12 protein-coding genes are annotated in these 22,663 nt (G+C 50.9%); 11 read left to right on the forward strand and 1 reads right to left on the reverse strand.

Annotated elements, in window-relative coordinates:
* Positions 1-156: 156 nt before the first annotated feature.
* From KIH86_RS13700 to KIH86_RS13745, 10 genes are all read left to right on the forward strand, one after another.
* Positions 157-2,373 carry a helix-turn-helix domain-containing protein gene (locus tag KIH86_RS13700; RefSeq protein ID WP_223085496.1) on the forward strand — a complete coding sequence of 739 codons (2,217 nt, stop codon included), beginning with the start codon at positions 157-159 and terminating at the stop codon, positions 2,371-2,373.
* Between the two features lie 253 nt (positions 2,374-2,626).
* Positions 2,627-3,598, forward strand: a complete 972-nt coding sequence (locus KIH86_RS13705; RefSeq protein ID WP_223085495.1) for an ABC transporter permease — start codon at positions 2,627-2,629, stop codon at positions 3,596-3,598.
* 28 nt (positions 3,599-3,626) lie between these two features.
* Entirely contained in the window at positions 3,627-4,499 is an 873-nt protein-coding gene (locus tag KIH86_RS13710; protein WP_235775406.1) for a carbohydrate ABC transporter permease, read from the forward strand.
* An 80-nt stretch (positions 4,500-4,579) separates the two neighbouring features.
* Positions 4,580-6,160, forward strand: coding sequence for an extracellular solute-binding protein (locus tag KIH86_RS13715; protein ID WP_223085494.1), 1,581 nt, complete (start codon positions 4,580-4,582; stop codon positions 6,158-6,160).
* A gap of 97 nt (positions 6,161-6,257) precedes the next feature.
* Positions 6,258-7,694 (forward strand): glycosyl hydrolase family 28 protein, encoded by a 1,437-nt coding sequence (locus KIH86_RS13720; protein ID WP_223085493.1) that lies wholly within the window; start codon positions 6,258-6,260, stop codon positions 7,692-7,694.
* A gap of 38 nt (positions 7,695-7,732) precedes the next feature.
* Positions 7,733-8,674, forward strand: a complete 942-nt coding sequence (locus KIH86_RS13725) for a family 43 glycosylhydrolase (protein WP_223085492.1) — start codon at positions 7,733-7,735, stop codon at positions 8,672-8,674.
* Between the two features lie 355 nt (positions 8,675-9,029).
* Positions 9,030-15,029: an S-layer homology domain-containing protein gene (locus tag KIH86_RS13730; RefSeq protein WP_223085491.1), complete on the forward strand. Its 6,000-nt coding sequence runs from the start codon at positions 9,030-9,032 to the stop codon at positions 15,027-15,029.
* A 224-nt stretch (positions 15,030-15,253) separates the two neighbouring features.
* Positions 15,254-16,702: a glycosyl hydrolase family 28 protein gene (locus KIH86_RS13735; protein ID WP_223085490.1), complete on the forward strand. Its 1,449-nt coding sequence runs from the start codon at positions 15,254-15,256 to the stop codon at positions 16,700-16,702.
* A 17-nt stretch (positions 16,703-16,719) separates the two neighbouring features.
* The gene (locus KIH86_RS13740; protein WP_223085489.1) at positions 16,720-17,871 is read left to right on the forward strand and encodes a glycoside hydrolase family protein; all 1,152 of its coding nucleotides are present in this window, start codon (positions 16,720-16,722) and stop codon (positions 17,869-17,871) included.
* A 42-nt stretch (positions 17,872-17,913) separates the two neighbouring features.
* On the forward strand, positions 17,914-19,506 hold the full coding sequence (locus KIH86_RS13745; RefSeq protein WP_223085488.1) for a glycoside hydrolase family 43 protein: 1,593 nt from the start codon (positions 17,914-17,916) through the stop codon (positions 19,504-19,506).
* Positions 19,507-19,513: 7 nt separating this feature from the next.
* Here KIH86_RS13745 and KIH86_RS13750 read toward each other — a convergent pair whose 3' ends face one another.
* Complete coding sequence (locus tag KIH86_RS13750; protein WP_223085487.1) at positions 19,514-20,380, reverse strand: AraC family transcriptional regulator; 867 nt, start codon at positions 20,378-20,380, stop codon at positions 19,514-19,516.
* 181 nt (positions 20,381-20,561) lie between these two features.
* Here KIH86_RS13750 and KIH86_RS13755 point away from each other — a divergent pair, with 181 nt between their 5' ends.
* Positions 20,562-22,532 carry an alpha-L-rhamnosidase-related protein gene (locus tag KIH86_RS13755; RefSeq protein ID WP_223085486.1) on the forward strand — a complete coding sequence of 657 codons (1,971 nt, stop codon included), beginning with the start codon at positions 20,562-20,564 and terminating at the stop codon, positions 22,530-22,532.
* Positions 22,533-22,663: the final 131 nt, after the last annotated feature.

Consider the following 22,663-nt stretch of genomic DNA (forward strand, 5'->3'; position numbering starts at 1 on the left):
ACTGAATAAATCGAAAGATTTTATAATAGTAATGAAATTTAAACATCTGGTATCATTAAAAAGTGGATCAACTCCTCGCGGCTTCAAATGTAAGCGTTTAAAATTTGTGGATACCGGAATAAAAAAGTGGACCTGACAGAGAAAAGGGGGGGCAGCATGAACAGATACGGTTTTAAAAAAACCATATTCAACCATTTGATTATATCCTACACCATTCTTTCTGTTGTTCTAATCGGTACGATGGGTGTTTATTGGTATACGCAGGCCAACCGTATGATGGATCAGGAAATCGCCAAAGACAACCTCACGAGGCTGAATGCGGTTCAGACGTTTATTGAACAAACGCTATTGAAAAAATATGAGGATAATTTGCAGAACAAGGCATTGTCGATCAATTTTATACAGAGCAACAGTAATTTGAGCGTGCTGCTGTACAGAGAATGGAAGGGCAATCTGAGCCGGGTCGCTTCCTTCAGCAATGATCTGGAGTTTTTTAAGGTTGAGAATACAGGCGTTACCAATGCGGCGGTTTATTTTCCGGACAACGATTATGTGATTGATGCCGACCACTTCTATATGAATACGGCTCGTTCGCCGGAGTCCGGCTTTTATTTCAAAATCGGTCAGACCCCGCTCAAAAAATGGACGGTTCGCACCAACTCCGATGGGGAGCAGGTCATCAGCTATATTATCAAGCTTCCTTATCAAATACCGGACGCGAAGGCTGCAGGGTATTTTATCATCGATGTAGGCGTCAATTATTTGCAAAATGTCGTGGCGCCCATGCTGAGCTCCAAAGACGACAAGCTCGTGGTATGGAATGAATCCGATCATATCCTTTTTTCAGTCGGCGGCGGGAACAGCAAGATTGATGAACAATTACATGTGGCTATTAGCTCGGGGGCGGCTCTGGAAAGAAGGATCAAGGAGGATGGCGTGCCGGGAGTCGTATCCCAGCTTTCTTCCAATTATTCGGCCCATCAATGGACCTATGCCATGTACCGGCCTACAAATACACTCGAGCTTTTTACCGAGCATTTAAAAACAGGGCTTTTTACGGCGTCGGCGGTCATTATTCTGTTCGGATTGCTCATTTCTTTCCTGTTCTCCAAGCAGCTCTATATTCCAATCAAGCAGCTGATGGCCAGAATCGGGAGCTTCCAGCCGGCGCAGCTCCATCTATCCCGCGAGAATGAGTATGTGATCATCGGAGACACGTTTTCATTAATGAATGACAAAATTGTGGATCTGGAGTCCCAAGCGAGAAAAAATGAGATTATCAACCTGCTGCTCGGGGTCAGTCCAAATGAAGAGCATCAGGAAGTGGTGCTGCCCGACACCGCTTATTGCGTAGTCTATCTCCAGCTGACCGAAGGGGAGACGGAAGGACTGAAAGCCCGTTATGAAATCCATAACGCTCTTCCGGGAGAATGGATTTCCCTGAATTCCAGGGAGGCTGTTATTCTCTATTACATGGAACTGGAAGGGGAGTTTGATTCATCCTTTCTTGTTCAGGATCTGCAAGGGTTGCAGCGGATTTCCGGTGAAGGCGTCAGGTTCCAGGCGGCCATCGGCCGAAAGGTATGCTCCAGCGAAGATATTCCATATTCCTACCAGACAGCCCAGCAGGTCAGCCGGTATCATTTTGTCTATGGTAAAAATACAGTGATCTCTTCCGACAGAATTCAATCCCTGAAAGCGGAGCCGGTCTTCTTTAATTTTGATCATTATCGCAACGCATTGAAAGCCGGCGACCAAAAGGGTGTAAACGACTTTCTGGATACCTTCGTATTCACTCTGCTGAAAGAGAAGGTACAGATTGATGCGGCGGAATTGGCGGTGCTTCAGCTGATTTCTCACCTGTACCAGTGTGTGATCGAACTGGAATTGCAGCACTTGCTTCCACATTCCAATCTGTTTGACGAGCTAAAGAAGGATACCCTTCACGAAACGACAGAAAGCATCCGAAAGTTATCATCACAGATCACGGAACTTATGAATGCTGAAGGAAATCAGGCGCATGCGGAGGTAATCCGTACTTTACAAGCTTTTATATCGAATCATCTCCATGAGGATTTGTCCCTGCAAATTCTGTCCAAGGAGGTCTCGCTGGCTCCTGCCTATATTTCAACCCTGTTCAGCGAGGTTGCGAAAAGCTCGTTCACCGAGTATGTTACGAAGCTGAGGCTGGAGAAAGCCGCCGATCTGCTGGTAACCAATCCAAGGCTATCTGTGGCGGCGATTGCCGAGCAGGTTGGTTATCGTAATCCGCAATATTTCCATAGCAAATTTAAAGCCCGGTATGGCGTTACCCCCGTTCAGTACAGGAAATCCCACAAGGACGATACGGATTGGGTAACGCTGGAGAACTGATTATCGGGATACTGCCAACTTTTCCGGACCTGGTGCTTGGTCAAGCATCGGGTCTTTTTTTGATTATGCGTTCTTTTTCTTTAACTGGATGACAGCTTATATAATTGAACGTTTTTAGCCGGAGAAATGAAAGATTTTATAAGAAATCGGATGAAGTTGAACTAGAAAAAGCGCTTCCATAAACCTAAACTTACATCTGTGGAGCGACACAACCTAAATACATGATTCTGCTTATTGGAAAGGAGCAACTGTGATGACCTCGGTAATCACCTCGGACGCTGACGGTAAATACCAAACCAACAAGAGACCGTCAAAGTTAGCGGCAACATGGAGAGAATACAAAAAGTGCAGGTACCTGTTTCTATTGCTCACCCCGGTGCTGATCTGGTACGTCGTGTTTGCGTACTCGCCCTTATATGGAATTCAGCTGGCGTTCAAGGATTTCCGGATTATGGACGGCATTTGGGGCAGTCCCTGGGTCGGACTTAAACACTTCAAATTTCTGTTTATGCAGTCCCCCGACTTTTTCAAAATTTTAAGAAATACGGTTGTAATCAGTTTCTATCATATTATCTTCGGATTCCCGGCCCCGATCATCCTTGCGCTGTTGATCAATGAGATTCGGTCTTCCAGGTTTAAAAAGCTTGCGCAGTCGCTTACGTATTTGCCTCACTTCTTCTCCTGGGTTATTTTGGCGGGTATCCTGATCAATCTGCTGTCCCCGTCCACAGGGGTAGTGAATTACTTGATCAAGCTGGTCGGCTTAGACCCCGTATATTTTCTCGGCGATCCGCATTACTTCCGATTTACACTGGTTACTTCCGCCATCTGGAAAGAGGTGGGATGGGGTACCATCATCTATCTGGCCGCGCTGACGGGCGTATCCCCCGATTTATATGAAGCCGCCGTCATGGACGGAGCAAGCAGATGGAAGCAGACACTCAAAATCACCCTGCCCTCGATTCTGCCGGTTATCGTGCTGATGTTCATTCTTAGGTTGGGCAGCGTACTGGACGCCGGCTTTGACCAGGTTCTGAACTTGTACTCGCCCGCAACTTATGAGGTGGCCGATATTTTGGATACTTACGTGTATAGGGTAGGCTTGCAGAATTTCCAGTTCAGCTTGACGACGGCGGTCGGTCTGTTTAAGAATGTGGTCGCCTTTGTCCTGGTGCTGTCCACGAATTTTGTTTCGAAGAAGCTCGGACAGGACGGGTTGTTCTGATCAGAAGCGTTGAAAGGAGTAAGCGATTGTGAAGCAAAGTACTGGGAACAAAATATTTCAGGTCGTCTTGATTACCTTTATGGTAATCCTGTGTATCATCATGCTGTATCCGTTCGTTCATATGCTGTCGATTTCGTTAAGCACACCGGCGGAGGCATTGCGAACAGGCATTCATCTGTATCCGAGACATTTCTCGTTCTATGCCTGGGAGCGGGTGCTGACCAAGGACAATATCTGGATTGGCTTCGGCAACACGGTATTCAGAACGGTAGTCGGTACGTTATGCTCTATTATTTTTATGTCAATGGGGGCTTACCCTCTCTCGAGAAAATACCTGCCCCACCGGAACGTGTATACCATGCTGATCGTGTTCACGATGTTTTTCAGCGGCGGTCTGATTCCGGTGTACTTCCTGATCAAGGATTTGGGACTGCTGAATAGCCGGCTGGTCTACATTTTGCCGGGACTTGTCAGCACGTTCTCCATGCTCATCTTGCGGAACTTCTTTCAGGCCATCCCCGACGAGCTTGAGGATTCGGCGAAGATTGACGGCGCCAACGATTTGCGCATTCTTTTTCAAGTCATCATGCCGCTGTCGCTCCCGGTTCTGGCTACGCTTTCACTGTGGTCGGCAGTCGGGCACTGGAACTCTTGGTTCGATGCCGTGCTGTATATCCAGGACCCGAACAAGCAGGTGCTGACGACCTTCCTGCGAAGAGTCGTGATCACGGGCGAGGACCTGTCCATTTTCTCCAACGATGTCAAAGGCTCGGCGCTTGGCTTCCAGGAGCCTATCAAGGCAGCTACGCTGATGTTTACAGCCTTGCCGATTATCGTGGTGTATCCGTTCCTGCAAAAGTATTTCGTCAAGGGCACAATGGTAGGCTCGCTCAAAGGCTAATTCGGTTTACTCAATCCGCTATTTCACGGGTTGTTTAAATAACGAGCAACAGAGGAACAAAAAGGGAGGATATCAAAGAGATGAGAACAAAAACATGGTTAACCGGTATGGCGGCTCTGCTGCTGTCCACTTCGCTGCTGGCAAGCGGCTGTAGCAAAGATAACGGCGGCAGTGCGGCCAACAATTCAGGCGCTTCGGCCAACCCGGAGACGGAGAAGCCGATTGAAATCACATGGGCCAATAACTGGAACCTGCCCAAAGAAGACAACAACTATGTGCAGCAGTTCCTGGAGAAGAAATTCAATGTCAAAATCAAAAATGTCAAATTCGAAACGGCGACCTGGAAAGAACAGCTGGGGGTTATGCTCGCTTCCGGGGATATCCCGGATGTCATGGCCGTTGACGGCACGGTGGGCGACATGGTGCAGTGGGCGGATCAAGGCGTCATCGCCAGCATTTCGGTTGATGAGATCAAGAAGTACATGCCGAAGTATGTAGCAGATATTGAGAGTGTCGATCCGAACGCGTGGGATGCGGGAAGCTATAACGAGAAGAATTGGGGGGTTCCGAAGGTTTGGTCCAATGGCGCAACCGGGTTCATCCCCGCATATAACGGCCAATGGCTTAAGAAGATCGGCTACAATGAACCTCCCAAGGATTTGAATGAGCTGGAGGATGTTCTGACCAAGTTCACGAAGAATGATCCGGACGGCGACGGGAAGAAGGATACCTACGGCATGACCGGTCGCGGCAAGGACGCTCAAACGCAAATGTTCAACACCATTTTTGCCGCTTACGGCGTTAACCCGTTTCAGTATAAGCTGGCTGCCGACGGAAAAGTGGAATATGGAGCAATTACGGAGGAAGCGAGAAGTGCTCTGAAATTGCTCAACAAATGGTTCGAAGCCGGCATCATTGATCCTGAGTTCGTTACCGACGATAACGGCTCGATTCAGAACAAGTTCATCAGCCTCCGGACGGGAATGTTCGATACCGGCATGTGGCATCATCTGTACAAGGATGGATATTTCGGACTGGTGGCCGCGGATAAAGGGATAGACCTCGTGCCCGGTGTTCCGCTCACCGGACCGGACGGCAAGAAATACGCCATGGCTAACGGGGCACTGCAGCCGCCGATCTTCTTCGGAGTCCAACTGGAGAAGGATGAGAAGAAGAGACAGAAGATTCTGGAAATCCTTGAATACGTCGCTACGGACAAGGAAGGCTATTTGACAACCGTATTTGGTCAAGAGGGCAAAACCTATACACTGGATGGCGATTTGGCGGTAGCCACGGAAGAAGCAACGGGTACGGAATTGAACGCGGAGACGGGCGTAGGCTTCTATAATCCGCTCGGCGGCAAAGTGGAATCGATGACTAAATATCATTTCTCTCCCGACAAAATCGCCTTCCGTGACAAGTACACCAAGATTGACGGTTTGACGGTTCTGACCGACCTTATGCAGTCAACCGTTATGACAAGCAAGGCTCAGTATGACGCTATTTTGAATACGCTTCAGACGCAATATTATATCAAAGCAATCACTGGGGAATCAGACACGGACAAGGGATTTGATGATTTTAAAGCGCAATGGCTGAATTCCGGCGGGCAAGCTGAGCTTGATGAAGCCCAGAAGATTTACAATGAGCGCAGCAAGTAGCACGAATAATCGGCACTAAATTGATAACCGGCTATGGGGACATGGAGACATGCCTGGACATGGCCGGTTTTATCCTTGTTGACGGGAGTGAAGAAACTTGTTATCCGAGAACCAAATCCATGTCTATCCGGCACCGGAGGGCGCCGTGTCCAACTCCGATTTCTCCGTCCGTGTTCGAACGCCAGAAGGGGAGTGGGAGTCTTTGTTCAGCTACAATGTGAAGGTGGATATGCATAATGTCCGCAATGCGTCCATGGTCATGTTCGATTGCTCCGGTACAGTGGAGATTGAAGTGGAGTCCAATCACGGAACTATTAATGATGCCATTATCCGTCCGCTGGCAGCCGGCATTCATTGCGAGTGCAAGGGCCGCACCCTGTCTTTCACGATTGATGGGCCAAAGCTGTTGTCGCTTGAAGTGAACAACGACCGGTTTCACAATCTTCATCTGTTTGCGAATCCGATTGGAGCGGATATTCCGGAAGCTCCGGACGGGGAGATGCTGGTATTGGAGCCGGGATGGCATATAGCAGCGGAAGTTCAAGACCGGATTGAACGCATGCCGGCTTCTCCGGGTAAGCGCAACGTCATCTTTGGCCCCGGCATTCATCGGCTCGATGAATCGCTGCTTCGCCTTCCATCCTGCACCTCGGTATACATACCGGGAGACGCTGTAGTTTATGGGGGCTTTGTGTGCGATCAGGTTCACGATGTGACGGTTAAAGGCAGAGGCATTCTTTATATGTCCGATTTTGAAAAATCCACGTATTTTCGCGGCTTCGAGATCAAATATTCCCGCAATATCCATATCGAAGGGATAACGGTAATCGATCCTCCCCACTACACGGTGCTTCTCGGACAGTCGGAGGATATAAGGATTCAGAACCTGAAATCATTCAGCACAAGAGGCTGGTGCGACGGAATTGATATGATGGCCTGTCAGCATGTCGCCATCGAAGGAGGGTTCCTCCGTACATCGGATGACTGCGTGGCGGTATACGCTTCGCGCGGCGAATTTAAAGGCGATACCCGGAATGTTGCGGTCAGCGGTTCGATTCTGTGGGCAGATGTCGCCCACCCGACGAATATCGGTACGCATGGCGATCATGAAGGGGAAGGAGATGTGATCGAGAACATCTCCTTCTCGGATATCGATATCCTGGAGCACCATGAGCCGCAGCCGGATTACTGGGGCTGCATGGCGATCAACGCGGGCGATAACAATACGGTTCGCAATGTAACCTACGAGGATATCCGGATTGAATCGTTCGAGCTAGGTGAATTGTTCAATCTTCGGGTTCTCCAGAACGAAAAATACAACCCCGCCCCGGGCAAGGTGATTGAACAGATCATGTTCAAGAACATTCATTTTAACGGAACCTGTATGAATCCCTCGCATATTGAAGGATATGACGATACCCGGGTTGTCAGGGATATTGCTTTTGAGAATGTAACCGTCAACGGCAGTGCCTTTCAATTGGAAGCGCCTTATATTATCATTGGTAATCATGCTCACAACATCAAGGCATGTTAATCCTGACTCTCCAAGATGAGGAAAGAGGGGCTTCCGCGATGAGTACGAAATTAACCAACGGCACGGTCTGGAATGACATCAATGGCCAGCCGATTCACGCCCACGGTGGACATCTATTATTTCATGACGGCTTCTATTATTGGTACGGCGAAGACCGCAGGGATCAGAACTATGTAAGCTGTTACAGGTCCAGTGATCTGTTCAACTGGGAATTCCGGAACCATATTCTTACGACATCCACGCCGGCTGAATCCATCAGAGTGCGAACGATTTTGCAACTGAAGAATGATGACGGAGGCAAAGTGAATCTGGAACGGCCCAAGGTGCTGTACAATCCGGCGACACGGAAATTCGTTCTTTGGGTCCATTATGAGAACGGGAAGAATTACAAGGCGGCGGCATGCGCAATCGCCACATCGGACGCCCCGGACAGCGGTTTTGTGTATCATGGCAGCTTTAATCCATTCGGTTATATGTCGCGCGACTGTACTCTTTTTCAAGATGAGGACGGAACCGCTTATTTCATTTCCGCCGCCAGGGACAATGCGGACCTGCATGTGTACCGGCTCGCGGAGGATTATATGAATGTGGACTGCCTCGTCCACAAATTGTGGCAGGGGGAATACCGGGAGGCACCCGCTGTCTTCAAACGGAACGGAAAATACTATATGCTGACCTCCTTTTGCACAGGATGGGACCCGAACCAGGGGAAATACGCCATGGCGGATTCCATGGACGGGCCTTGGGGATTGCTTAAGGATTTTGGGGATGAAACGACGTACCATACACAGCCTGCATTCGTGCTGAAAAAGTCGGAGCAGGAGTATCTTTATTTTGGCGACCGATGGAACGGCCAGGACTATTTCAAATCCGGCTACGTCGTGCTGCCGATTGAATTTAACGGTGATATTCCGGTATTGAACGATTATTCCGAACTGCATTTGAACAAGGATGGGGATTCCGTAAGCTTTGTGCGATAATCCTACGCCGACCTGGAATGCCAAATAATTTCAAATCATGAATGAGAGGAAAGGCTCGATATCGGCGGATATCGGGCCTTTCGCATACATTCGGCCTTTTGCTCACGGAGAGACTTCATTTGAATGAAATTATAAAAAAGTAAAAGAATTTGCAATAGATAACGAAAAAGGAATTTGCTATGATGAGCCGTGTTTCAACAGAGAATTATGTATGCGCTTTCCGATGAGGGTGGTTCTGCTTATTTTACGTCAGCCAGGAGGTGGTTAAACGTTCGAGGCAAATACGGGATTGGGATGTATAAAGGCTGTAACAGGACGGAAGTTGGTGTTTCATCATTCACGTAGGAGGTTTGATATGAGCATCCGGAAATCTCTATTATCCAAAGCGTTTGTCATCATGATCTCAGGCATACTGCTGTCTGTAACCTTGATCGGCGATGTTGTCCTGCCCCAAGCCCAGGCGGATGACAGCGTACCCGAGCCTACAGATCATGTCGTTATTCATGAAACCGTTAGCAACGGGTTCACTCACCCCGGTGTCGGTCTGACCAAAGACATTCTGGAGAACATGCGCGAGCAAGTTATCGCCAAGAAGGAACCCTGGTATTCGTATTATGTCGCCATGACCAAATCCCCCTACGCTTCCAGGAACTTTGCTTCAAGCAATCAGACGGACTCATCGGACCCCACGAAGCCGCGCAGCCTGGATTTTAACAGCCAAAGCTATAATTCCAGATTTATAGCGGATGGTCTGAGAGCGTATACCCAGGCCTTGATGTATTATACAACCGGTGATGAGGTGTACCGTTATAATGCCATGCGCCTTATCCGGACCTGGTCTCGTCTTGACCCGGCCCAGTACAAGTATTTTACCGATGCGCATATTCATACGGGAATTCCGCTTAACCGGATGGTTACGGCTGCGGAGATTTTGCGTTACAGCGATTCGGACGGCCTTGACCCGGCTCTTCTGTGGACAGAAGCGGATACGGCCAATTTTACGACAAACCTGATCAATCCGGTCATCGAAACCTTCCAGCATTCCAACGGATATTTCATGAACCAGCATCTGTATCCGCTGCTTGGCGCGATGTCCGGGTATATTTTTACAGACAATACGGACCGTTATAAAGAAGGCGTTGAATGGTTTACCGTGAATGCAACCGCGGCAGACCAGGGCCAGAACGGCTCCATCAAGCAGCTGTTCCGTCTGGTCACGGAAGACGCCGTAACCGGGGAGAAGCTGGAGACGCCGAGAGTCCAGCATGTGGAAATGGGACGGGATCAGGCTCATGGCGCCGGCGATCTTACCAACGTGGAAATTCTGGGCCGGTTATTGGACGCGCAAGGCACCAAGGTCGACCCGGAGGATGGAACGCTGTCCACAGCGGATAACGCGGTAACTGCCTACGCGTTTCTGGGCGACCGGATACTGAAGGCGGCTGATTATTTCGCCCAGTACATGCTTGGCTATGATACGCCATGGACTCCCGTTGTGGCACGGTATGATTCGCACGGAATTCCCGTCATTTATAAAGTGCTCTCCGGTGCATACCGGGGACGGATTGGCGGCAATGTGTACGGCCAGTACTACTACTACAAATACAACATGGGGCTGGATATTGAGAAAGAAGCGCCGTATTACGCCGATATGTTCAACAAGCGAACGCCGTTTTATTGGGAATCGCCTGATGGCGGAGCAGATTACTGGCTGTACATCCCGAAGGAAGCGGCGGCTGAAGGGGCATCGACCTTGCCTAAAGTTTCACCCAGTACGGATTGGGCGGAAATTGACCAGCGGGCCACCAGCCTGGACGCGAACGCTGCGGTTATGCAGGAAGGAGATACTTCCTATGTGCAGGTCAAAGCGACAGAAGGAGGAAGCCGGATTTCAGTGGTCGCTTCCAGCACAGGCCTGAAGACGGTCGCTTTGAGAATCCGGACCAACGGTACGGCAAAGCTGGAGGTTAACGGCTGGAAAGATGCCGAGTTGGTGCTGCCCGACACGAAGGGACAATGGAAGTATGTCACCTTTACCCTGAATGCATATCGCGGGTTGGGCGATTTGATTTATTTCAAGGTTACAGGCGCCGGGACTCTGGTTGACATCGATCATCTGCTGCTGGCGCCGGCGGCTCAATTGACGCCCCCTGCCTTCACATCCGGACCGGCGAATTTGAATCTGTATGCCTATGTCGGGTCCGAGGCTACGCTCCAATATGACTTCTCAGCCAATGATGCGGCCGGAAGCGATTCCGTAACCTATCAGATTGACCATAAGCCTGACGGAGCAGTGTTCGATGAAAGCACGGGCGCCTTATCATGGAAGCCTGAACAGGCTGGCGTGTATTCAATCATCGTCAGCGCATCGGACGGAACCTCCGTGACGGCGAAGGCCGTGAACATTACGGTAGCCGCTAATCGTCAGGCAGCGGTAGAGGCTGACATTGCTCCATATGATCCGGACACAAGCTATATATCTTCGACATTGAAGGCATATCGGGCGATGATCGACGATGTGATGAATGCGCTGCCAACGGCATCGGATGAGGAATTTTATCGGAAGCTGGCCGATCTGAACCTCGCCGTTGAAGGGCTAAAGGAATTAACACCGTTAATGGATGATGGAAGCATGTCGTATTTTGATATGGTGGCTTCTTCAACCTTCGGTACACAAATTGGCAATCTGATTGATGGCGCTCCGGACAGCTTCGCCGGTTATTACCTGGCTGACAATCTGAGTTACATCCTCGACTTTGGAGTTGATTTCAAAGTATCTCCCACTGCCGTCGCTCTTCAAGTCAGAGCCGGATTCCCCGAACGGATTGGCGGCGCCGCGGTATTCGGGTCAAATGATAAAGAGACATGGACCCGGCTGACTCCCGGACTCACCGTTGTCTCCGATGATATGCAGACTTTGGAAGTCGGCGGGGAGCAGCAGGATAAGCAGTTCCGCTTCCTGAAGCTGCAAATGATACAACCGTCGAGCACCATGTTTGAACTGTCCGAGCTTCGCATCTACGGCTCGCGTCATGAGACGAACAACCAGCTCAAGTCCGTATCCCTGAGCTCGCCCCAGAGCATTCAGAACAGGGTGAATACCGGGAATACGGTTGCCTTGTCTTTCCAATCCGCCGAGCCTATTCAGGATGTGGAGGTTGCTATTCAAGGGCGCCAAGCGACGGTTCAATCAACGGACCAGATCAATTGGACCGCCTCTGTCGTTATGGATGGCTCTATGCCGACAGGCAAAGTCAAGTTCTCCATTGCCTACAAAACCGCCGACGGGCTGTCTGCCGATCCGGCCATTTTCACCACGGATCAGTCGTCCTTGTATTATGTCAACAAGTCCAAGTTTATTGATATCGCGAAACTGGCTAATGTCGTTGCCTCGAGCGCTCAATACGGCAGCGGCGGTCTGCCTGCGGACAAGGTCGGCTATCTGTTGTTTGATGGCAACACCGCCACCTATGGCGACCTGGCGAGCGGCAGCGGAGCCTATTATACGATAGATTTCGGGCAGGATGCAGCCATCAGGTTAAGCGATGTTGTTCTGATGCCCAGACCCGGCTATGCGAGCCGCATGAACGGTCTGATTGTGCAAGGCTCCAATGATCAGGCGAATTGGACCGATCTGACCCCGGCTGTATCGGGGGCGGCGGACAATACATGGACATTTATCAGCGAAGAACAAATCCGGGACAACAGCTCCTACCGGTACTTGCGAATTTATAACCCGTCGGCATGGAGCGGCAATGTAGCTGAAGTGGAAGTGTATGGCGAATATGATACTTCGGCCGAATCCATCCAATCGAAGGTGAAAGGGTCAGAAGGGTATACCCGGCTCAGCTACTACCTGTACAAGCAAGAGGCGAACCGGATTGTAATAGCCGCTAACGAGCAGGGAGCGGATATGCTGGCATTGCTGAATGAACTGTTCCAGGCAGAGAAACTGCTGGTCCCGGTCTCTGAGCTGCCCGTACAGAAAATAGCCGTTGCCGAGTCTATGGTCAAGGCGTCGGACATATCCTGGGACGGTAAGTTGACGGCAGCCGTGAATGGATGGATGGCATTCGATGGCAATAAAGATACATTTACCGATACGAAATCGAATCCGGGCTGGATCGTTGTCGATTTGGGCGAAGGCAATGAAAGGTCGCTATCCAGCTTCAAGTTTTATCCGAGAAGCACTGCGGCGCATCTCGGCCGGGTTAACGGAGCGATACTCCAAGGCTCTGTTGATGGAGTGAATTATGTGGACCTGTATACCATAAGCGGCGTTAGCACCGCACAATGGTACACGGCCGCCATAAATGACGAGAAGGCTTACCGTTATCTGCGTTATTACTCTCAGACCGGGAATGCCAATGTAGCGGAACTGGAGTTCAATCAGAGAACAGCCGACAAGACCTTGCTGGAATATTTGGCGCAGCAAGCCGAAGGTTTAGACCAAGACCTCTATACGGAAGAGAGTCTTGGGGCAGTGGTAGCGGCAACGGAAGCAGCGAAGGAGCTTCTGGCCTCCTCCTTCAGCACGCAGCGGCAAATTGACGATGCCGCTGACGTGATGCTGGGAGCGATGAAGCAACTCTCGGTCAAGGCGGTTATCGTTAGTCTGAAGCCGGTAACCGTAACGACAATAGCGGGAACAGCCCCGAAGCTGCCGACGGTGGTAAATGCCGTTTATAGCGATGAGACGGTTAAGCTGCTGCCTGTCAACTGGGAGGATATCGACCCGGTTCAATACAGCGCCGCCGGAAGCTTCACCGTAACGGGCGCTGTCTATGACACGACTATACTGGCAATCGCATATGTCACCGTTATCGATGAGGGCGCACCGACACCGACTCTGCCGACTCCGCCGACGGGCTTGCATGCGACCGCCATTACCGCAAATTCCTTGACGCTGGGCTGGGAGCCATCTTCCGATGATGTTGGCGTCACCCGCTATGAGCTCTTCATGGGAGCAGACAAGGAAGCAACCGTGACAGGCGATACGTACAGCTATTACGTCACAGGTCTCACTGCGGACACGTCTTATACGTTCCGGGTAGTCGCCTTTAACGCCGCGGGCAACTATGCGGAAAGCGAGGCATACACCGTGAGGACAGCGCAGGCGTCCCAGCCAGCAGGCGGCGGCAGCGGGGAGGGCGCGGGAGGGGATGTGTCCGCTTCCACGGGCCAGGCCGGAACAAGCGTGGACGGCAGCCGCATTCAGGTCATCCCCGTTGTGAGCAATGGAGTGGCGAAGGTCTCGCTTAGCAAGGAGAATCTGCAGGAAGCGATCAGCCATGCCGTACAGAATCGCGAGAACTCGCTGTCTATTCAGGTGCAGAGTGACACCGGGCTGTCCACAATCGTGCTGGAGCTCCCGGCCAGCGCCTGGCTGAAGTCGATGCAGGAGGGAATCAAGCTCCTGACGATTGAAACCGGACTGGCGTCTTTGAAAATCCCCCTGAATGCGGTCGACAACCTGAATGACACCGACAAGCTGACCGTGTCGATCGGTAAGGGAGATCGGTCTGGACTTTCGGCGTCGCTATCCGACCTTCTAAAGAACAGACCGGTATACGAGTTCGGAATCTTCGTTAATGGTCAGAGCGTGAACGCTTTCGCCAAGGGCAGCGTCGTCGGAGTAAAGATTCCTTATTCGCCGCAAGCGGATGAATCGATTTATGGATTGGTCGCCGCATCTCTCCAGGATAACGGCAGCCTGGAGGTGATCCGGAATTCCAAATATGACCGCACAGCCGGAACACTCGATTTCGACGCCAGGCACTTCAGCAAGTACGCAGTGCTCTCGAATCCGTCCGTCTATACGGACATGGATTCCTACTCATGGGCGAAGGATGGCGTAGCAGCCTTGTCGGCCCGTCAAATCGTGAACGGGATTGGAGACGGCATGTATGCCCCGGGGCGTGCGGTATCCCGCGCCGAGTTCCTGAAGCTGATGATGGAAGCCTTTGACCTGGTGCAGACGGGCCGGACCTCCTCTTTCACCGATGTGAAAGCGGGCCAGTGGTACGCGGACGCGGTGTCATCGGCTCAAGCACTGGGAATTGTCACCGGATACGAGGACGGCACATTCGGCGCGAGCCGCAGCATTACCCGGGAGGAAATGGCGGTCATGGCCGTCCAAGTAATGAAGGCGGCGGGTATGGAGCCGCCGAAAATGCGCGAGGCAGCCTTGTTCGGCGACGCTTCACAAATCTCCGCTTTTGCTACGGAAGCGGTGAACATCATGGCCGAAGCGGGCTTCATTGAAGGTCAGGGCGCGGGCGATTTTGCTCCGAAGTCACAGACAACGCGGGCGGAAGCTGCGGTTCTTGCAGCAAGAATTTTGGGATTGATCTAATCGGATTGATCTAGGCAGAAGCTATAGCTCCGGGGCTGTTCCAAATGTCATCTGAGGATGATGGAACAGCCCCTTTTTTACGCAAGCCTGAAGGCAAATCACCATAATTGCGCTTATGCAGCCGCCATACTTAAAGAAATTGGAACCGATTTAAAAATGATGAAATAGATAGTCGCAAGGGGGTCTGATAAGTTAGTGGAAGCACCCGTGAAAGGATGGAAGACATGAATCGTATGCAACATTATCCGGCTCCTCCTCACATTCCGTTAAGTGGAGATTTCCGCGTCCGTATCCGGCCCGTGGGGGGAGCATGGGAGGAAATACCGGTCTTTGAGGTCAATGTGGACATGCATCAGGTAAGGCAGGCTTCGATGGCCTATTTTGATATGGAAGGCGAAGTGGAGGTGGAAATCTGCTGTCTGTATACCACCATCCAGAGCTGTGAGATCCGTCCGCGTTCCACTTCATTGATACCGGCCGTCGCTCGAGATACCCTGACGTTTGCATTGCACGAGCCCCGCAAGCTATCCATTGAAATCAACGGGGACCGGTTCAGGAATCTGCATCTGTTCGCCAATCCGTTTGAATTACATCCTCCCAAGCCGGATGACCCAGACGTTCTGTTCGTGAAGCCCGGCATTCACCGGACCGATGATTTATTGAGGCTGCTGTCTGAGCCGCTTGACGCTACGGGAGAAACGCCGGCTGTTCTGTATTTCGGAGAAGGCGCCCATTTTGTGGAGGAGACGGTTCTGCGGCTGCCTTCGGGCATCACTGTATATTTGGCGGGCGGGGCGGCGCTCATGGGGTCGCTCGTCTGTGATCGGGTGCAGGATGTCGTCATTCGCGGGCGCGGAATGATCTATCTGGCGATGTTCCATCGGTTCTCTGCGTTCCGTGGAGTGAGGATCACTTTCTCAAGCCATATCCGGATTGAAGGCATCATGGTAATCGATCCTCCGCATTACAGCGTTTTTCTGGGACAGTCCGAGCAGGTTGAAATTGAGAACTTCAAATCCTTCAGTACGCGCGGCTGGTCCGACGGCATCGATATGATGTCCTGCAAGCAAATTCAGCTGCGGGATCTTTTTATGAGAAACTCCGACGACTGCGTTGCCATCTACGGCTCCCGCTGGGATTATCGCGGCGATACCCGGGATGTGACGGTCCGCGATTCGGTGCTGTGGGCGGATGTCGCGCATGCCCTGATGATCGGCACTCACGGCGACCATGAACAAGGCGGCGATATCATCGAGAATATCCGCTATGAAAATATCGATATCCTCGAACATCATGAGCCGCAGGTCAATTATTGGGGAGCAATGGCCATTAACGCGGGAGACTGCAACACCGTGCGCAATGTCGTGTACAGCCATATCCGGGTCGATGATTTTGAAATGGGGCAGCTGTTCGACATCCGCGTGGTTCACAACAAAGACTATAATCCACTGCCGGGGAACCGGATTGAGAATGTGACGTTTGAACAGATCGAATACAACGGCACTAAGGGCAATCCGCCCAGAATCCATGGGTATGATGAGGGGCGGGTAGTGGAGGGCATCACCTTTAACCGGATGTATATCAACGGACGACTGCTGACCTCTCTTGAGGACAGCGGCTTCGATACCAATTCCTTTGCCAGACAGATTCAGTTCAATACGGGAGAGCATTAGTTGAAGGGGACGATTAAATGTTGAATGACCAAGATCAGCAGTGGCTGGCTGCGATAATCGAGAAGATACGCCAAAAAATGGAGTGGGTAAGCGAGAAGTCGAAGGATAAGATTCCTTATACCACCATCGAAGGCACACATGACGACCGCAACATATGCAATCCTTCGGGCACCCCGGCCGACGGTATCAACTGGTGGACGAACGGATTTTGGGGCGGGATGATGTGGCTGATGTACTATGAGACGGGCATCGACAAGTACCGGGATATAGCGGGGATCTCCGAAGGCTTCATGGACCGCTGCTTTCAGGAATATTACGGCCTCCATCATGATGTCGGATTTATGTGGCTGCCGACGAGTGTTGCCAATTACAAAGTTACCGGTAATCCGGAATCTCGAAAAAGAGCGCTGCATGCCGCCAATTTGCTCGCGGGACGTTTTAATTTGGCGGGCGGCTTTATCCGGGCCTGGAATGAGGTGGATGGTTCCGATACGAGAGGCTGGGCCATCATCGATTGTATGTTTAACATTCCGCTTCTGTATTGGGCATCGGAAGAAACCGGTGATCCGCGTTTCATGCAGATTGGGATGAGGCATGCCGACACCGTGATGGAGACCTTTGTAAGGCCGGACGGCTCAGTAAATCATATAGTCGAATTTGATCCGTTCGAAGGCGGGGTCATCCAGACATACGGCGGGCAGGGCTATGGGCAGGGCTCCTCTTGGACTCGGGGCCAGGCGTGGGGCTTATACGGATTTATGATGAGTTATATCCATACGGGCAAGCGGGAATACCTGGACACGGCTAAAGTCATCGCCCACTATTTTATCGCCAATACTCCGGGGAATGGCGTCATTCCGGTTGACTTCCGGCAGCCGGAAGAACCGGGGCTTGAAGACGATACGGCGGCGGTCATTGCGGCATGCGGGCTGATCGAAATCGCCAAAGCCGTGGACAGTCCGGAGAGAAAGCTCTATCTGGATAACGCGGTTAAACTCATCAAGGTCGTGGAAGAACGCAGTGACTGGAGCAGCCGATCCGACGCGATTGTCCAAAGAGGCTCGTCCGCCTATCATACGGATCGCCACCATCAACCGATTATTTACGGCGATTATTATTTATTGGAAGCGGCGTTCAAGCTTAAGGGCGGCGATTTATATTTGTGGTGATCACAATAGCCTTCTAAATTCAATGGAATGGAGTCGTTGGCTGTGGCGAAAATATCAAACCCTATATTAAAAGGCTTTAATCCGGACCCTTCCATTATTCGGGTGGAGGATGATTATTATATCGCCACTTCCACTTTCGAATGGTTTCCCGGTGTACAGATTCATCATTCTAAAGACCTGATTCACTGGGAGCTGATTGCCCATCCACTGAATCGGGTATCCCAGCTCGACTTAAGAGGCGTTGGTCCGTCCCAGGGGGTGTGGGCTCCCTGCCTTACCTATGACAATGGCCTGTTTTATCTGATCTATACCGTTGTGAACTCGTTCTATGTGAAGATGTACGATACCCATAATTATCTGGTGACAGCTTCGGATATTCGGGGAGACTGGTCCGAGCCGATATTCCTGAACAGCTACGGATTCGATCCCTCCTTGTTTCACGATGAGGACGGCCGTAAATATATCGTCAGCATGGTCACGGATCACCGGGTACATAAGCCGTATAAGGGGCATTTGGTGTTGCAGGAATACAGCACGGAGGAGCAGCGAATGATCGGGGAGGTCCGGACGATTTTTGCCAGCCGCGATCTTTATCTGGAAGGCCCGCATATTTACAAACGGAACGGCTATTATTACTTGTTCGCGGCGGATACGGGAACCGGGGAAGGCCATGGACAATCAATTCTGCGATCGCGGGAGCTGTATGGGCCATATGAGTATTACGAAGGCAATTCGATCATGACTTCAAGAGACAATCCGGACGTTCTACTGCAAAAGGCCGGTCACGGCGATCTGGTGGAAACGCAAACCGGCGAGTGGTATATGGTGCATCTATGCGGAAGGGCGCTGGAGAACCGGACGGAAACAGGGGAGCGTAAATACACACTGGGACGGGAAACGGCGATCCAGAAGGTGGAGTGGACCGGGGACGATTGGCTGAGACTTTCCCACAGGTTAGTTATCCCGGAGGTGGAGGTTGAAGCGCCCGCTCTTCCGCCGTTTCCGTTTCCGGCAAGACCGGAAAGGGATCATTTCGACCAGCCGCAGCTCGATATTCATTTTCAATCCCTGCGGGTTCCGTTGGACGAAACCTTTTATTCCTTGTCTGCAAGAAAAGGATACCTGCGTCTGTACGGCAGAGAAGGGCTTGGTTCGAAATATCGGCAGAGTCTGATTGCCCGAAGATGGCAGGCTTTTACGTTTACCGCTACCACTTGCCTGGAATTCGCACCGGACAACTTCAAGCAGATGGCCGGTCTCATCTGTCTCTATGATTATCAGAATTATTACTATCTGCATATCACCCATCACGAGCAGTTTGGGCGGTCCATCAGCATCCTTTCCGCAATCAATAACCAGTATGAGGAGCCGGTGGGCTATATAGCGCTTCCGGAAGACGCGGCAAGCATCCATTTGCGAGTCTCGGTCGATCATGATCGGCTTCAATTCGCCTATTCGCTGCATGAGGATGGGGACTTTGAGCCGATTGGCCCTGTATTCGATGCAAGCACTCTATCCGATGAGGCATGCCGGGAAGGATGGTTCACCGGGGCGTTTGTGGGCATCTGCTGCCAGGACTTGACCGGGTTCCGCAAGGCAGCCGATTTCGACTATTTTGAATATGCGGAAAAATAGTTCAGCATCAAGGCCTGACCGATTTTCTGTACTGCGTCGGTGTAAATCCAACCGATTGTTTGAACGCCTTGTTGAACGAGTCGATACTGCGATATCCGACAGACTCCGAAATAAGGCTGATCTTAAGATTGCTTCCGCGAAGCAGCTCGCAGCTTTTTTGGATACGCAGATTCTGTAGAAAGGAACCGAAGGTTTGACTGGTATGGGTTAGAAAAAGGCGCTGAAGATGCCGCGTACTCCATCCGGATAATCGGGATAGCTCGGTTAACGTAACCGCCTGATTATAGTTATGTTCAACATAGTGGATTACGTGCTGAAAGTCGGCGGAGGTGGTTTCAGCAGGTTCCAATTCTATAAATTTGAGTCTGTACACGGTAACGATCAGCTGATTCAGCAGCGCATACAGCATCGTCCTGGAGCCAACTGCTGGATGCGTCACTTCCTTGTGCAACATCAGCATCGCAGCTTCAATCGCTCCGTCATGATCAATGACCGAGTAGTAGGACAAGGTGTTGTTCTCCAGGGAGACCAAATGCTCTTGGATGGGCGGCTCCAGAACAAGCGATAGCTTAGCGGCCAGTTTGGGATCAAACAGACAATTGTACACGACAGGCGGCTTGCTGTCCCGCCCAGGGGTTGCTGGTCTGAATACATGGGCAACGCCAACCGGGATGACGTACAGCAGTCCTTTATGAATGGGGAAGGTTTCCTTCCCGATATGGTGAAATCCGGTCCCCTCAAAGACATAGCAAAATTCAATAAAGTCATGGGAGTGGTAGGGAACCATGAAATCCTCCGTGTACCGGTTGACCCACACAGGCAAATCATTTTGCAGAAAATATTGACTTTCGAACAGCGTATTCACAGGTTTCATCGCTCTCATCCTCACAAGAGTATAAAGCCAGTGTAGCACAAAAAGAGAGAATTATGTCCTGATAACAGGGATAGAATGTCCTTATCATACGTAAATCAATGCCCTGACGTCGATATAATGAGAACTATAAACACAAAAATATTTCTGCTTCTGACAGAAATCATTGAAAGGATGATTACAAGTGAATCATAGCCCGGTGTGGATCTGGTATCCCGGAGATTTTGAAATCTTCCACCATCTGCTGCTGAACACCCGCCGAGAAGAACGGGACTATCACTGGCCGGCGTTCTGGCGTCTCGATGACTGCTACCATAATGTGCGCTTTCGCAAGCAGGTAAATTGCAGCGCTTCCGAAGAAATGACGGTATACGCCCATGGTGTTGGACATGTATCCGTTGACGGGAAAAAGCATCCGCTTCGTCAGCCGATTACTCTCTCGCCCGGCAGCCATGATCTTATGATTCACGTTGCCCGTACGGACGGACTGCCTTGTGTATACGTGGACGGTACAGAAAGCGCCAGCAATCCCTCCTGGGAGGCGAATGAATTCAGCCTGGATTGGCTTCCAGCGGGCTGTAACGGCTTGTACCCGAATAAAGAGGATGATCCTAGTGTTTTTGCTTTTCAATATGAAGAAATAACGCCGGTCTCTATCGATCGAAGACAAGACGGGATTCTGTATGACTACGGCAAGGAAACCTTTGCTGCGTTAAGATTCGATAATGTCCGGACAACAGATGGATTTCGGATTTTTTACGGCGAGTCTATCGAGGAAGCATTGGATACGCCACACAGCATTTTGATAGATGCGATTCCGGCCGGAGAGGCTGAATACCGCTGCTCGCCCCGGGCCTTCCGTTATCTGTTTATCCAAGGGGCAGAGAGTGGAGCATTTGAGCTAACCGCCTGGTATGAATTTCTGCCATTCGAGACAAGAGGAAGCTTCACCTGTTCAAATGATATGATCAACCAGATCTGGAGAACGGCCGAATATACCTTTCACTTAAACAGCAGAGAATTCTTCCTGGATGGCATCAAACGGGATCGCTGGGTATGGTCGGGCGATGCGTACCAAAGCTATTTTATTAACAACTACCTCTATTTCGATGAGGATATCATGAAGCGGACGATCACCGCGCTGCGCGGAAAAGACCCGGTTGTGAGCCATCTCAACACAATTCTCGATTATACCTTCTACTGGATAATGAGTGTTCAAGTCTACTATCAAACGACCAAGGACATGGACTTCATTGCTTTTATTTATCCGAGGATGAAATCCTTGATGGATTATTGCATTGCTCTGAGTGATGAAGACGGATTGATTCGCGGACGAAAAGAGGATTGGGTATTCGTTGACTGGGCGGACATGGATAAGACCGGCTCCGTGTGCGCGGTACAGATGCTTTTTGCGGAAAGCCTGAAGGCGGTATGGTTATGCGGAGACCTGCTTGGCGCGGGGGAAGAACGTTATTTAAGCCACTGCAAGCAGGTGGAAAAGCTCATACAGGAACGGTTCTGGGATGAGGAGCGCGGGGCGTATATCGACAGCTTCGAATCGGGTAAGCGCAGCGTTACGCGGCATGCCAATATCTTTGCGATATTATGGGGCTTTGCCGATGAGGAAAGGCGGGAGCTTATCATTCAAAATGTTCTGCAAAATGACGCCGTGCCGCAAATCAGCACTCCTTACTTCAAGTTTTACGAGCTGGAGGTTATGTGCATGCTTGGACAGCTGGAGCAAGTTACCGGGAAACTGGAGGATTATTGGGGAGGGATGCTTGGGCTGGGGGCTACAACCTTTTGGGAGGAGTACAACCCGGCTATCACCGGCCTTGAACGCTTCGGGATGTACGGAGACCGCTACGGCAAAAGCTTATGCCATGCCTGGGGAGCGAGTCCGATTTATTTGCTGGGACGCTATTATCTGGGCGTATACCCGACCTCGGCGGGATATGAGACATTCGCAGTCGAGCCACGGCTTGGCGGCCTGGAATGGATCAAGGGTTCAGTGCCGGTGAATGGGGGAACGGTGCATGTGGAGCTGACGAAGGATACGCTCCGGGTTTGCTCGGATACAGAGGGAGGGATTGTCCGTATCAATGGGCGGGGATATCCAATAGCGAAAGATGTGCCGTTTAGCTTGAACATGTAAATTAACCCACCCTAATAGAAAAATTAATCTACCATTGTCGGCAATAAATTCCATCTACAATAAACACAAAGGGGGGATCATCATGTATGCCCATTGAAGAGGGAACGCCAACTATGTAGCTAAAGATGGGG

It is taken from the genome of Paenibacillus sinensis (assembly GCF_019904155.1).
In the GTDB taxonomy this organism is placed as follows: Bacteria; Bacillota; Bacilli; order Paenibacillales; family Paenibacillaceae; genus Paenibacillus_AQ; species Paenibacillus_AQ sinensis.

Bases quoted from the DNA above. Each gene is read 5' to 3' on its own strand.
- KIH86_RS13730 (WP_223085491.1), top strand. From the start codon at position 9,030: ATGAGCATCCGGAAATCTCTATTATCCAAAGCGTTTGTCATCATGATC.
- KIH86_RS13725 (WP_223085492.1), top strand. From the start codon at position 7,733: ATGAGTACGAAATTAACCAACGGCACGGTCTGGAATGACATCAATGGC.
- KIH86_RS13705 (WP_223085495.1), top strand. From the start codon at position 2,627: ATGACCTCGGTAATCACCTCGGACGCTGACGGTAAATACCAAACCAAC.
- KIH86_RS13750 (WP_223085487.1), bottom strand. From the start codon at position 20,380: ATGAAACCTGTGAATACGCTGTTCGAAAGTCAATATTTTCTGCAAAAT.
- KIH86_RS13715 (WP_223085494.1), top strand. From the start codon at position 4,580: ATGAGAACAAAAACATGGTTAACCGGTATGGCGGCTCTGCTGCTGTCC.
- KIH86_RS13740 (WP_223085489.1), top strand. From the start codon at position 16,720: ATGTTGAATGACCAAGATCAGCAGTGGCTGGCTGCGATAATCGAGAAG.
- KIH86_RS13735 (WP_223085490.1), top strand. From the start codon at position 15,254: ATGAATCGTATGCAACATTATCCGGCTCCTCCTCACATTCCGTTAAGT.
- KIH86_RS13700 (WP_223085496.1), top strand. From the start codon at position 157: ATGAACAGATACGGTTTTAAAAAAACCATATTCAACCATTTGATTATA.